Genomic DNA, 14,835 nt, shown 5'->3' on the forward strand with positions numbered 1-14,835 from the left:
TTCCACCTACCTTGTTTTTTGAAAAGTAAGCCTTTTCAACGCTAGTATAGCATAGTATATTGGAAAAAATAGAGCATGTCTGTTTTTTTACATTTTTCATCTGTTTTTCTATTTTTTTCTAGCTATTGCCGGTGAAGGCTTAGCCTTCAGCAAAAACGGCAGTCTAGTTTTTCACATATTTGCTCTTGTTTTTTCATTTTTATTAACGAGGATTTCCATTACAATCACCTTGTAAGCGCAAACAAAAAGGAGTGTAGAAGAATGAAGAAAACTTTTTTAAAAGCAGCGAGCTTGTTGTTTCTTGGTGCGACCTTAGCAGCTTGTGGCAACAACGGCAATAGTAGCGGAAGCTCAGAAGCTGATGCAGATGGGAAAACGACGATTTCCTTTACCTGGTGGGGCTCAGAAGTCAGACACGAGAAGTATATCGAATCGATCAAAGAATTTGAGAAACAAAATCCTGACATCAAAGTTGAATATGAATATGGTTCTTGGGATGACCATTGGAAAAAACTAGCAACAAAAGCGGCTTCTGGAGAATTACCTGATGTGATCCAGATGGATGTGCAGTACATTGCGCAATATGGAACGAAAAATCAATTAGCAGATATGTCGGAATTTATCGGCAATGAGATTCAAACCGATGATATCAAAGAATCGATTTTAGCAACTGGCGAGTTAGATGGAAAAGTTTTTGGCATACCAACTTCTGTCAATACGATGGCGATGCTCTACAATCCATCATTGGTAGAACAAGGGGGCACTGGGATCGACTTTAGCAATTATACCTTCGATGACCTTGTAGAAAGTACGGCAGCGATCGCTGAAGCAACCGGTGATTATGGTTGGAATGATAACAATGACAACAGTACGATTTTGCAATACTTTTTACGTACTAAAGGCGAAGATCTATACCAATACGATGCAGACGGCAAACCAGAGATCGGTTTTTCCAAAGAAAACTGGGTTGAATTTATGGGGGCTATCGCGGACCTTACGGAAGCCAAAGCAATGCCAACCGCAGAAGTGACTAGCAATGCCAACAGTATGGATCAATATCCGTTTTCACAAGGAAAAGCAGCCTATATGATGACTTGGTCCAATCAATACTTGACCTATAAGGCCTCCGCCGCAGAAGATGTCGAAATCAACTTGGCTCGTCCATTCGACTCAGAAAACGGGGCGATGGCGTATCGCCCAGGGTTCTTTTATTCGATCGCGAATGCTTCTGAATCAAAAGAAGCAGCTGCGAAGTTTGTTGACTTTTTAGTGAATAGTGAAGAAGCCAATAAGATCATCGGTACTGAGCGGGGGATTCCTTCCAATGATGCCATCAAAGAATTGCTTTATGCCGACATGACACCAGAAGAACAAGAGTCCTCTGATTTCTTAGATGATATTGCAGACATCGTCGGTGATCCATCCCCAATCCCACCAATTGGGTTTGCTGAAATCAACACGTACTTTAAAGAGCTGTACGCAGAGATCACTTATGGCACGATGACACCAGAAGAAACTTATGATGCCTTTACGCAACGCTGCGAAGAAATTTTTGCAGAAAACTATCAATAAGCATAGCTGTGGCGCCTTTACTGACTTTTTCAGTAAAGGCGTTTTTTTAGGAGAAACAATGGAGGCAAAAAATATAGGTCCTCTAGTTTTTCACATTTCTGTGCTTTTTTTTCTATTCATTCTTAAGAAGCACTTTGTTAAAATCAACTTGTAAGCGTAATCAACTATAGGAGGTAGGAAGTGAAAATTATGGAACTACAATCAAAATCACCCACGGCAAAAGAGCCTGGGAAACTCAAAAGCTGGTTTAATCGATTACCAGAATCAAAACAGAATATGGTTACAGGCTATTTATTTATCTCACCCTTCATCATTGGCTTTTTTGCTTTTATTATCGTCCCGATGGGGATTTCTCTTTTTATGTCTTTTCACGACTATGATTTATTGACAGAGGCGCAATTTGTTGGCTGGAATAACTTTAAGACGATTTTTACGAATGATCCCAAGTTTGTTCAGTCACTGACTGTTACGCTGAAATATGTTGTGTTGGCAGTCCCTTTACGGCTGATCGTCGCATTAGCAGTGGCGATGCTGATCAACCGCCCATCGAAATTAAGCGGTGCTTATCGGGTATTATTTTATATCCCTTCGATTTTAGGTGGGAGCGTGGCGGTATCGATCATGTGGCGGAATCTTTTTGGCGATTCAGGGTTGATCAATGGCGTACTAGCGGCGATCGGCTTAGACCCGATCTACTTCTTTAAAAGTCCTGGCTTAGCGTTGATGACCTTGATTTTATTAGCAGCGTGGCAATTTGGCTCGTCGATGTTGATTTTCTTATCCGGTTTGAAAAATATTCCGAAAGATTATTATGAAGCAGCGGAAATTGATGGGGCAGGAAAAATCAGACAGTTTTTCAATATCACGGTTCCAGTCCTGACACCAATCATCTTTTTCAATCTGATCTATCAAACGATCATGGCCTTTTTGACGTTTACACCTGCGTTTATCATTTCGAATGGGACGGGTTCACCTCGTAACGGCACGTTAGTCTATTCCTTGTACATGTATCAACGAGCCTTTACCGATTTCAAAATGGGCTATGCTTCAGCCTTAGCGTGGATTTTACTGGTCATCGTTGGGTTGATTACGATTCTGTTGTTCGCAACATCGAAATTTTGGGTGTTTAAAGAAAACGAGGAGGTTTGATTGATGCGTGAACAAAAACAAAATTATTTCTTTGATGCCGTGATCTTAGTTGCTGCATTACTGATGCTTTATCCGATTTTCTGGCTGCTGTTTAGTGCCTTTAAACCTAGTAGTGACATTTTTCGAACGGCAACGGAGTTGATCCCCCGAAGCTGGACGTTAGAAAACTTTACCAAAGGGTTTGAAGGGATCGCAGGGATTCCCTTCATTCGCTATATTTTCAACTCGTTGCAAATCGCGTTGATTTCAATGGTAGGGGCGGTCTGTTCTTCGGCTGTCATTTCTTATGGATTTGGTCGAATTCCTTTCAAAGGAAAAGGCTTTTGGTTTGCTTGTATCTTGGTCACGATGATGCTGCCGCAAGAGATCATCATGGTGCCTCAGTATCTTTGGTTTAATCAATTAGGCTGGCTTAACTCGATTCGTCCGGTAACCGTTCCTTCATACTTCGGACAAGCTTTCTTTATTTTCATGATGGTTCAATTCGTCTCTGCGATCCCGACAGATTTAGATGAAGCAGCAAAAATGGACGGCTGTGGACGGGTCGGTATTTTCTTCCGTGTGATTCTACCGTTGATGAAGCCTTCCTTGGCAAACGCTGCGATCTTCTCTTTCTATTGGAAATGGGAAGAACTGATCGGGCCGATGCTGTACCTTACACGTCCGCAAAACTACACGGTATCGATTGCCTTAAAGCAGTTCCTAGATGCTAGCAGCACCTCCAATTGGGGAGCGATGTTCGCGATGTCTGTCGTCTCCTTGCTGCCTGTGTTGATCATCTTCTTTATTTTCCAAAAATACATTGTTGAAGGCATCAGCACGACTGGTCTTAAATAAGTGTGGAAAAAGATATTCGCTGTTTTGGAATATCTTTTTTCTATTGAATGAATTCGTTGAAGAAAGGACAAACCGATGCAACCATTTCAAGTAATTGATTTTCATGTCGTACCAAGCACGATCGGCGCTCATCAAGCGACCCTTACTTGGGAGAAGCCGCTGCACGCCCAAGCTATTTTTGGTTATCAATTGTTTTTAGACAACGATTTGATCCAAACCAGACCAACAAACAAGACGCATTGGACGTTGACAAACTTATCTGCCGATCAAACGTATCAAGTAACGATCATCTGCCTCGATCATCAGGGGTGCCTGCTTACAAATACCGCAGTCACGACGACCTTTCGTACAAAGAAAAAAAGTGTTTTGTTAGATGTTACGCAAGCACCCTACCATGCTGATAGCGCAGGCAAAGAAGATAGTACCACCATTCTCCAGCAAGCGATCAACGATTGCCCTAGCAATGGCACTGTCTGGATCCCAACAGGGGCGGTGATCCTTTCTGGTGCTTTGGAGCTAAAAAGCAATATGATTTTTCAGGTAGATGGCACATTGCAAGCAAGCCTCGACATAGAAACGTATCGGGTTGCCCCTCACGAGTATTTAGGAAGCGTGAATCAAGAGGGCTTACCATTAAGCCGTTATGAAGGCTGGGAATTGTTTTGCTTTCGTTCATTGATCAACATTGGGTATATCGATCAAGGCGATCGAGGGCGTATCGTTTGTGAAAATGTCCGTCTTTGTGGCAAAGGAACGATCATTGGTGGCGGGAATCCATTAGGACTGGCGATGCGAAACTCTTATGCAGACCGTGAACAGTATCCAGAATATGTTTCTGATGGAAAACCTGGAAGACGAGTAAGGGGACGTTTGATCTGTATGATGCAGGCCAAAAACATCCATTTGACAGAGCTGACGTTGAGTGACCCACCATGCTGGACTGTCCATATGATTTATTGTGACACCGTTGTGACCCACGGGGTGAATATTCAGTCCAAAGGCATCGACAATGGCGATGGTTGGGACCCAGATTCTTCGCAAAACTTGCTGATTTTTGACACCGTTTTTGATACGGGTGATGATTGTATCGCAATCAAATCTGGCAAAAATCCAGAAGGAAATCAGATCAATAGACCAGCGAAAAATATTCGGCTGTTTGATTTGGCTATTCGAGGGGGACATGGCATCGCGATTGGTAGTGAGCAATCTGGTGGTGTCGAAAATATCTCCTTTCGAGATTGCCAGCTGACCAATACGCTTTATGGGCTAGAATTGAAAGCGCAGAATGATCGTGGTGGCTATATTCGTCAAGTGACAATCATCGATTGCCTGTTGGATCGTTTCATGGCTCATCCTGTTGCTTACAATGCCGATGGTCAGGCAGCACAACAGTTACCAATCATTTCGGATATTTTGGTCAAGAATACCCGTATCGTAGGGCAGAACCCTTTGGTCGAGCTAAAAGGGTTTGTCGATGAACAAACACAGCAGGTTTCACCTATCCAACGCGTTGTTTTTGAGTCAGTTGCCTTTGAATCAGCTAAAGGGCAAAAGAAAATGATTTTTGAACAGTGTCAGGAGGTCAGCTTTAAAGAGGCAGCGATCATTGATCGAGCGGCCATAAGTGACACAATAAGTTGCCAAGAAACAGTCGAACTATCCATGGTGGGGCAAAAGAAACGCACGTAGAACAAGCTTTTGAAAATGATCTGCGTTGGTTCTCCCAATGAGAAACAGTTAGGTAAGCACCTTATTTCCTCCATTGACAGGTTGCGCCTTTTTGCTTTTGTAGACAAAAAGGCGCATTTTTCTAACAAGAAAGGACGTTGCAAAAAAAGACGATTCCCAGAAATCAAAAAGAACTTTCTTTTCCCGCTAAGGGGACTATAGTAAAGAATGTAGAGAAAAAAGACGCCAAAAATACATGGGAAAAGACAACGAGATGAGCCAAGAGGAACGCTTTACTTGATGGGCAGCGCCAGTAAGAAGCACTTAGTTCTATCCAAATAAACGATAGATGAAAAAAGGTTGGCGATGCGCAAATTTTTCAAAGTCATGGATATCGACAAACCTATTTGTAGCGTAAAACAAAAGCGCAGGAGGAAAGCAAGAATGGAAGACATCACGCAATTATTGCAACGAGAAATTGACCAAGCATCAACTGTGCAGGGAACAGTGATTACACCACCCGGCGCCTATCAAATCGGCGCACTGTTTTTAAAAAGCAATGTGCACTTGATTGTCTCAGAGGATACGATTCTGTATGGTAGTCAAGAACTGACCGATTATCCCGAAGTAAATAATCGGGTCGCAGGGATCAATATGAAGTGGCCTGCAGCGATGATCAATGTTTTTCACGCAGAAAATGTCATGATCTCGGGAAAAGGAAAACTTGATGGTCGTGGAGAAACATGGTGGCAAACGTTTTGGGGAACAGATGAAGCCAGCGGGATGATGGCGGATTACGCAAAGAGAGGCTTACGCTGGGCAGCAGATTATGATTGCAAGCGTCCACGGAATATCCTTGTTTATGAAAGTCAGCAAGTAACCATCAAAGATATTTCGTCGGTACAGTCGGGTTTTTGGAATACCCAACTCACGTATTCTCACCACATATTGATCGACGGCATCACGATAGACAATGGGAAAGGGCCTAGTACCGATGGCATCGATATTGATTCCTGTGAAGAAGTCACGATTCAAAATGCTCACATTTCCTGCAACGATGACAATATCTCGATCAAGGCGGGACGTGGAGCAGAAGCCTTAGCCCAGCAAAGAAGCTGTCGGAAAATCACGATCAAAGACTGTCAGTTAGGGTACGGTTCAGGAATTGCCATTGGCAGTGAAACCTCAGGTGGGATCGAAGAGATCAAAATCCAAAAAGTCGTCTTTGAGCAAACTGGCGCAGGGTTTCGGATCAAATCCGCCAACAATCGAGGTGGATTTATACGCAAGGTCACTGCTTCGGATTTAACGATGAAGGATGTTGGCTTTCCTTTTCTCTTACAAACAAATTGGTACCCAGATTATAGTTATCCAGAACTGCCAGCTGATTATGCGGAAGAGATTCCCGACTATTGGCACAAATTGATGGCACAACCGGCTGTTCCAGTAGGTCCAGCAAAGGTCTGCGACATTACTATTGAAAACGTGCAAGCTACCAAAACAGGACAACAAAGCGTGCGTGCTTTTTTCATCGAGGCCAGCCCAGCAGAACCGATCCGCAATCTAACATTGAAAAATCTTTCCATCCATGCCGATGAGTTCGGCAAGATTGCAGGGGTTGAGAACTTAAAGATGGTGGAAACGAAGTTCACTGCGTTAGCGCCAACCTTGGATCAAAATGATGTGTATGAGCGGTAGTACTCTTTCTGTCAAATATGAATAAGTGGTGATCCGCTTAGTACTACAAAACTGATGAATTATCAAAGAAGACCAATGAGTTGGTCTTTTTTTCATGATAAGATGTTCCCAAAGCTCTAACGAATAAGAACTTCAGTACTTAGGCTATGCTTTCTATAACTAGAATTTAAGAATGATAGGAATCAGAAAAACTGCGATAATAAGATTGATTGAGCGAACTAAGAACACGAAGAACTATTTATTCTTTTTCCTATAATTTACGATACCTGCAAATGTAGAGCAAAACTCCCTATCTAGCCATATATCAACGATTAACAAAAAATGTCAATTGCTGGAAATCCTGCTTTTCGTTATGCTTTTGGTATTGAAAGCGGTTTATTTAATCGGGCTCAACAACAAAATCTAAGGAGGAAAAGTAGTGAAAAAATTAAGTACGATTCTTGGTTTGGGGTTACTATCAGTTGCCTTTTTATCGGCATGTGGGAAGGAGGAAGCAGGTTCCACAACAGATTATGATACGATTTCGATTTTATCGCCGTACATTGAAACTGAACCACCTGCAAGTGACAACGAGATTTTGAAGCAATTAGAAGCTTACACTGGCAAAAACATTGATATTACCTGGGCACCCAATACATCCTACGAGGATAAAATGAATATTACGTTAGCTTCGGATGATATTCCAGAAGTGATGGTCATTCAAGGAAAATCAGGAGGGTTTATCAAGTCAGCAGAAAATGGCGCTTTTTGGGATTTGACCGACTATTTAGCTGATTATCCTAATCTCTCTCAATCTAACGAGGATGTTTTGCGTAATTCTTCTGTGAATGGCAAAGTGTACGGAATTTATCGGAAACGTGATGCGATGCGGACGGCGGTGATCATCCGAAAAGATTGGTTAGAAAACTTAAACTTAGATGTACCAGAAACGATCGATGATCTCTATGAGGTTGCCAAAGCATTTACTGAGAACGATCCCGATGGGAATGGTGAAAATGATACGTTTGGTTTGATTATTCCCCAATGGCCTGGCTCGATCAATTCAAATAGTCCTTACGATGTGTTAGCTACTTGGTTTGGGGCAGGAAATGCTTGGAAAGAAATAGACGGCACTTTAGAGCCATCCTTTATGCAACCAGAATACCTAGAATCAATGCAATTTGTTAAAGATATGGTGGAACAAGGCTATGTCAATCGTGATTTTGCAACTATGGCAGCAGATAAATGGGATGAGCCGTTTATCAATGGACGTGGTGGGATCATTATTGATACGTATTCACGAGCAGCACAAATCAGTAATAAATTATTGCAAGCTGGAGAAGAAGACCTCGTCGTCTTTACAGGGAATTTAAAAGATAATAGCGGTACGATGAATGCGTTACCGACAGATGGCTATTCTGGTTTCTTGGCGATTCCTAAGTCGAGTGTCCAGACAGAGGAACATCTAAAAGAGGTGTTGACGTTCCTTGATAAATTAAATGATAAAGAAGCACAGGTATTGCTGAACAACGGAATCGAAGGAATCAATTTTGAAGTAGTGGATGGAATGTCCGTCGCATTAGAAGGATCAGAAGCTGAAGCGTTAGCCAATGCGGTCAAAGGGTACTCACAAATTGGGATGAATGTAACGGAAGATACCCTGTACTATATTGCTAAGCCTGATACAGAAGCGGCTACTGAAAGCTATGAAAAACGATTGTCATTGATGGAAGCTGATTTAGAGCACGCTGTCTTTAACCCAGCAGCCTCCTATAATACAGATACGTATGTAACAAAAGGGGCACAGCTTGATCAGATCATTAGTGATGCGCGGGTTCAATTTATTGCAGGACAAATCGATGAAGCGGGTTGGGAAGCTGCGATCGAACTTTGGAAGAATCAAGGAGGCACGCAGCTGATGGAAGAAACGAATGCCCTTCATCAAGCACAATAACGACAGTCGAAGAAGGTTGAGTGGATCTTGCTCTCAACCTTTTTCTTTTTCAATGATTTTTTTCAGCTAATAAAATGGAGTAATAGTCAGGTGAGACGAGACAGGTAGTAAGAAATCAGAAAAGAAAAAATGGAAAAAAACAAGTGGAAACCCTGATCTAACGCTTGATATCAAGGAATTCAAAAAAAGTCAATTGTTAGAAATGTAGGTCAAGTTTACTATGAAAAGAGAAAAGTAGCTCATATACGCATAAAAGGAGAAGAAGAAATGTTAGCGAAATTGATCTATGAAAATCCGCTGAATCAAGCAGCAGATATTCAACACTTTATTGCTGAAGGAGAGCCCAAGATTACTTTCCAAGACGGGATGATTCTGGCGAATACGTATTCTGAAGAATCAAACAAACAACCACATTTTGTTTTATGGCTGCCTCAACAATTTCCAGCGGACCTACGAATCACCTGGCAGTTTCAACCACTGGCTGAACCAGGCTTATGTATGCTCTTTTTTGCAGCAGCCAATCGCAAGGGTGGCTCGATCTTCGATTCTGGAGTACCCAAACGAACCGGGGCATATCCCGAGTATCATTCTGGAGGGATCAATGCTTACCACCTTTCTTATTTTCGAAGAAAGTATGAGGAGGAACGGGCGTTTGAAACGTGTAATTTGCGCAAAAGCCATGGGTTTCATCTGGTCGCCCAAGGCGCAGATCCACTTCCGAGTGTAGCAAATGCCCGAGGGTTTTATCACCTAAAAATCGATAAGGTAGGTGCAACGATTTCCTTTTGGATCAACGACTTATTGGTGTTAAGGTACCTTGATGAGGAACAGTTTGGTCCCGTATTAACCAAAGGAGCGATCGGATTTCGGCAAATGGCGCCAATGAAGGCCCGCTATAAAGACTTAAAGGTATATTCCTTAGAGGAGGAACGGTGATGAATTGGCAGAAAGCATATCAAGCAGCAGATTTTGTCTTTTATTGTTTGCTGATAAATGTAACCGTTATTATAGGTGCACTAGTAGGTGGGATCATCTTTGGACTGGCGCCTAGCGTACAAGCAGGATTCCACGTAGCAAAGAAAACCCTTAAACAGGAATCGCCGCCTTTTTTTCAAACGTTCTTTGGGTATTACCGCAGGAACTTTTGGCGATCGAATCGCTTGGGCTTACCGATCATTCTCTTTTATTTGTGCCCCATGGTGGTGATCCAGCAAGGATTTTTAGCGGCATTGACTCAAACAGGCTTGATCCTATTGATCGTTAGCCAATGCGTCGCGATCGCTGTGATCAATACATTGCATAGCATGTACGAATATTATGTGCTCCCAACGAAGAAGTACCTAGGCGCTTCGCTACGCTTTCTTTTTTTTCAACCTATTGGCACCTTTTTAGGCGTCCTTTGGTTTGGGATTTGTAGTACGATCAGCTTTTTTCTCCCCGGTCTCCTTCCTTTTTTAAGTATTGGGATGTGGATCATTGGCACAATGGGGATTTACTTGAAATTATTTGATGAAAATGAACAAAAGCTAAAGCAACAAAACGATGCAGTTCAACCTGCAGAGAGGGAAGAGGAGGAGATCGAACATGGCATTGAAATGGCTCAAAAATAAACCTAAGGGAAAACGTGGGCTGAGTTTTGGGTATCCATGGGAAAAAGGGGCTTTACAACCTGAGGTTCTAAGGGAGGAACTGTTTTTGCTGGGGGAGGAGCCGCTGCAAACGAAAGTACTGGCTTACTGGCCAGATGGCAGTGTGAAATGGACAGGACACAGTGGTCTGGTGGCAGAAACGACGCAGTTACTTTTTCAAAGAAAACAGCGTGTCCAGAAGAAACAGGCGATTGCTAGGGAAGCTTACAACGGTATTTATTTTGACAACGGTACGATCAAAGGCTTCTTCCCGAAACATGGGGAAGGGAAAAATGTATTGGACTGGGTAGCGGTCAATGGGCAGAAAAAATTGCAAGATCTTCACGCAATCCTGCAATACCAAAACAAAAAGGTGCAGTCCAAAGTAACGGACTTGATGTTGGAAGAAAATGGTTCCGAGAAAGCCGTTATCAAAGTATCGGGCGTCATTGAGATCAATCAAGAAGTGGTGCAAGAGTTTATTTTACGGTTCCGTATCTTTCGCGAAATCAGCAAATTGGAAATCATTCATACGGTCATTATCATCAAACCACTTGTTTATGAAGGCATGGGGATAGCATTTGATTATGCGTTCACAGGTGAAAATTGGAATCGACAAGTCAAATTTATTGCAGATGCTGTGTATCATGAAGCGGCGCAATTGTTACTTTCACGGCGACACTATCAGCAAAACATTCCCTATCAAGAACAAGCCAGTGGCCAGCTCGTTTCATTGACCCCAGCGGACGAGCCGATGCTGTCTCATGCGGTGGAAAATGCTATTTGGGACAATTTTCGGGTCAATCAAATCAATCATCGGTCATTTGAATTAGAAAAACAGACCGAAGCTGGGTACTGTTGGTTGCCCATTGGGGATGGTGAGCATTATTCAGGTACCTTTTACGCTGGGGGAGAAACCGGCGGCGTTGCTTGCAGCATGGAGAAATTTTGGGAAAAAGCACCATCTGCGATCGAGGTGACAGGCATCACCCAAAAAGAAACCCAAATCACGATGTGGCAGTGGTCACCGAATGCCAAGCCAATGGATTTTCAGCACTATTCCAAACGGGATCATATGCTTAGCGGATACGAAGGAATGGAAGAGATTCGTTCGACCGCAGTTGGTGTAGCAAATACGACGCGTTGTTGGTTGGATCTATATGAAGAAGCCCCGTCAGAAGAAGTGTTGCTGGGCTTAGCTCAAGAAAACCAAGAACCTGCCCAGATCGTTTCATTGCCAGAGCGTTATCAAGAGACGAAGGTTTTTGGCAGGATCAGTTTACCAGATGAATCAACGAAAACGAAACAGTTGCTGGAGCAACAATTGGCTGAGATGCGTCAATTCTATTTAGCAGAAGTCCAACAAAGAAGTTGGTATGGCTATTGGAACTATGGTGATGTCATGCATACCTATGATCAGTTTCGACACCAATGGCGCTACGATCTTGGTGGGTACGCTTGGCAAAACACTGAATTGGTCCCTAACATGTGGCTTTGGCTAGATTTCTTACGGACTGGTGATCCAAGCGTCTACTATCTGGCTGAAAGCATGACGAGACATACTTCAGAAGTCGATCAGTATCATGCTGGTGAATACAAAGGATTAGGGTCACGGCATAATGTCGTTCATTGGGGCTGCCAAGCAAAAGAAGTTCGAATTTCAATGGCGGGTCTCCATCGCTACTACTACTATTTGACAGCGGATGAACGCATTGGGGAGATTATGGAACAAGTCAAAGACAATGAAACCTATGCTTTTGATGCGTTACCACCGATGCGCGAGTTTTATGAACGAGAAACGAAGCGGATACCGATTCGCATCGGACCAGATTGGGCTGCGCTAGTCTCGAACTGGTTTACCCAGTGGGAACGGACGAATGATCCTGTTTACCTTGAAAAAATTCGCACGGGCATCACCTGCATCAAAGCCATGCCCCAGCGCCTATTGTCTGGTCCCACAGTGTTATTTGATCCACAAGACAAAACCTTATCTTATATGGGAACTGGGAATTTTGGCGGCTATCACATGGTCATCTCCTTTGGGGCGCCGCAAGTTTGGTTAGAACTTGCTCAAGTGCTGGAAGACCCCGAGTGGACAGAGATGTTAGGGGAGTTTGGCTGGTTTTATAGCTTGAGTCCTGAGAGAAAAGCAGAAGAATCAAACGGGGGACTGACGGAACCTCATTTTGCCTGGCCAATGTTTGCGTCGACGATGATGGCCTTTGCTGGGCGAGTGCGTAACGATCAAGCAATCAGTCAAAGGGCTTGGCAGTTATTGCTTGATAATGACAAATCGGGTGTTCCATTGCCGATCGAAGCGACCATTGAAGCAGCGACAACGTGGAAAAAAATAAAAGAAATGCCGTGGGTATCGACCAATGTGTTGTCACAGTGGGGTCTAAATACGATTTGTTGTTTAGCACTGATCGGAGCGGAGTTAGAGGAGGAGAATGAATGGAAACAACAATAAAAAAAGTGCCGAAAACGAAAGAGCAATGGGGGAGTTTTCTCAACCATTTTAAACAAAATAAATGGCTCTATATTTTGACGATTCCCGGGATCATCTATTTTGCAGTATTTCGTTATGCACCGATGTATGGGTTGATCATTGCTTTCAAAGATTATGTGCCTTTTTTAGGAATCGCAGATAGTCCATGGGTCGGAACACAAAATTTTATGGATTTCTTCAATAATCCTGATTTCTTTCGGATCTTGTGGAACACGTTGATGATTGCCTTTTTAAACATCTTCTTTTCGTTTCCAGCACCCATCTTTTTGGCACTGTTACTGAATGAATTGCGCAACAAGCTGTTTCAGCGGACCATTCAAACCTTCGTCTATGTACCACATTTTCTTTCATGGACGATCGTCGTTAGCCTTTGGCATATCTTATTCAACATCGATCATGGAGCGATCACTCAATTTATCGCTTCGTTGACAGGCGTTGAAATCGACTTTCTCTCAGACCCGCAATGGTTCCGCCCCATGATCGTAATGCAATCGATTTGGAAAGAGATCGGTTGGGGGACCATTATTTATTTAGCTGCCTTATCAGGTGTGGATCAGGAACAATACGAAGCCGCGATCATGGATGGTGCAGGACGTTTTCGTCGTGTGTGGCACATCACTTTGCCTGCGATTCGTTCGACGATCATCATTATGCTGATCATGCGGATCGGGTCGATTTTGTCTACTGGGTTTGATCAGATTTTCTTGATGACCAATCAGTTGAACCGAACAGTAGCAGATGTTTTTGATACGTATGTGTATATGATGGGGATCACCAATGGCGCTTACAGTTACTCAACAGCCGTCGGATTATTTAAATCGATCGTTGGGATCATCCTCGTACTTTGTACCAATAAATTAGCGAAACGCTTTGGCGAAAGCGGCTTATACTAAGGAGGAAAAAGATGGATACTTTACACAATACGAAGGCAGGGAAAATATTTGACATTTTTAATGCGCTATTTTTGGCATTGATTGGGTTATTCATGGTGATTCCTTTTATTTATGTGATCGCCGGTTCATTTGCTACGGAGTTAGAATTGACCACACGTTCGTTTTTCTTATGGCCAAATGAGATCAGTCTCGACTCCTATCGCTTTATTTTTTCAACCAACACCTTTATCCGTAGTTTGCTTGTAACGGTCGGCGTTACCATCGTTGGCACGCTGGTGCAGCTTTTCTGTACCTTCACCTTTGCCTATCCTTTATCACGCAAGCACCTAAAAGGACGGAACACCTTGTTGAATCTCGTGATTTTTGCAATGCTCTTTTCAGGTGGGATGATCCCAACGTTTATCGTGGTGAAAAATTTAGGACTGATCAATTCTTATTGGGCATTGATTTTGCCAATCGCGATCAATCCGTTCAACTTAATGATCATCAAAAACTTTTTCCAAGAAATGCCGATCGAGTTGGAAGAATCCGCCAAGATGGACGGCTGTACGGAACTAGGGATCTTATGGAAAATCATTTTGCCTTTATCAAAACCAGTGATCGCGACCTTCACCCTTTTTTACGCCGTTGGTATCTGGAACGACTTCATGAGTGGATTGCTCTATATCAACGATTCAGCAAAATGGCCGATTCAGTTATTGTTAAGACAGATCACGATGGCCTCCAGTGGTGCCAATGCGTTAGCAAGTATGGACCCAAACTATGTGCCGCCTGAACAAGGAATCAAATTTGCAGTCATCATTGTGGCGACTTTGCCAATTTTGATCTTCTATCCGTTTTTGCAAAAACATTTTGCCAAAGGAATGCTGATTGGATCCGTCAAAGGATGATACACTTCAATAGTTGTGGATAGGTTGTCATGCGTTTTTTCGCATGACAATTTGTTAC

At 42.9% G+C, this 14,835-nt stretch carries 11 protein-coding genes; all 11 read left to right on the forward strand.

Features of this window, described 5'->3' with window-relative positions:
• Positions 1 to 261: 261 nt before the first annotated feature.
• The 11 genes from IGJ15_RS03040 (at position 262) to IGJ15_RS03090 (ending at position 14,777) form a co-directional block, all read left to right on the forward strand.
• Positions 262 to 1,572, forward strand: a complete 1,311-nt coding sequence (locus IGJ15_RS03040) for an ABC transporter substrate-binding protein (protein WP_060791387.1) — start codon at positions 262 to 264, stop codon at positions 1,570 to 1,572.
• A 189-nt stretch (positions 1,573 to 1,761) separates the two neighbouring features.
• Complete coding sequence (locus tag IGJ15_RS03045) at positions 1,762 to 2,721, forward strand: carbohydrate ABC transporter permease (protein ID WP_016608843.1); 960 nt, start codon at positions 1,762 to 1,764, stop codon at positions 2,719 to 2,721.
• 3 nt (positions 2,722 to 2,724) lie between these two features.
• Complete coding sequence (locus tag IGJ15_RS03050; protein ID WP_005234188.1) at positions 2,725 to 3,558, forward strand: carbohydrate ABC transporter permease; 834 nt, start codon at positions 2,725 to 2,727, stop codon at positions 3,556 to 3,558.
• Positions 3,559 to 3,633: 75 nt separating this feature from the next.
• Complete coding sequence (locus IGJ15_RS03055; RefSeq protein WP_231434788.1) at positions 3,634 to 5,247, forward strand: glycosyl hydrolase family 28 protein; 1,614 nt, start codon at positions 3,634 to 3,636, stop codon at positions 5,245 to 5,247.
• Positions 5,248 to 5,670: 423 nt separating this feature from the next.
• Positions 5,671 to 6,924, forward strand: a complete 1,254-nt coding sequence (locus IGJ15_RS03060; RefSeq protein WP_231434787.1) for a glycoside hydrolase family 28 protein — start codon at positions 5,671 to 5,673, stop codon at positions 6,922 to 6,924.
• Between the two features lie 418 nt (positions 6,925 to 7,342).
• Complete coding sequence (locus IGJ15_RS03065; protein ID WP_010749864.1) at positions 7,343 to 8,857, forward strand: extracellular solute-binding protein; 1,515 nt, start codon at positions 7,343 to 7,345, stop codon at positions 8,855 to 8,857.
• A gap of 267 nt (positions 8,858 to 9,124) precedes the next feature.
• Entirely contained in the window at positions 9,125 to 9,793 is a 669-nt protein-coding gene (locus tag IGJ15_RS03070) for a DUF1961 family protein (protein ID WP_231434786.1), read from the forward strand.
• Positions 9,793 to 10,467, forward strand: a complete 675-nt coding sequence (locus IGJ15_RS03075; protein WP_060791381.1) for a YesL family protein — start codon at positions 9,793 to 9,795, stop codon at positions 10,465 to 10,467. Before IGJ15_RS03070 ends, IGJ15_RS03075 begins: the two co-directional genes overlap by 1 nt.
• Positions 10,442 to 12,955, forward strand: a complete 2,514-nt coding sequence (locus tag IGJ15_RS03080) for a hypothetical protein (RefSeq protein ID WP_060791380.1) — start codon at positions 10,442 to 10,444, stop codon at positions 12,953 to 12,955. The genes IGJ15_RS03075 and IGJ15_RS03080 overlap by 26 nt, the downstream gene beginning before the upstream one ends.
• Entirely contained in the window at positions 12,940 to 13,887 is a 948-nt protein-coding gene (locus IGJ15_RS03085; protein ID WP_005234199.1) for an ABC transporter permease, read from the forward strand. The genes IGJ15_RS03080 and IGJ15_RS03085 overlap by 16 nt, the downstream gene beginning before the upstream one ends.
• An 11-nt stretch (positions 13,888 to 13,898) precedes the next feature.
• Positions 13,899 to 14,777, forward strand: a complete 879-nt coding sequence (locus IGJ15_RS03090; protein ID WP_005234200.1) for a carbohydrate ABC transporter permease — start codon at positions 13,899 to 13,901, stop codon at positions 14,775 to 14,777.
• The last annotated feature ends 58 nt before the right edge of the window (positions 14,778 to 14,835 follow it).

It is taken from the genome of Enterococcus sp. AZ079 (assembly GCF_050547255.1).
GTDB lineage: Bacteria > Bacillota > Bacilli > Lactobacillales > Enterococcaceae > Enterococcus_D > Enterococcus_D casseliflavus.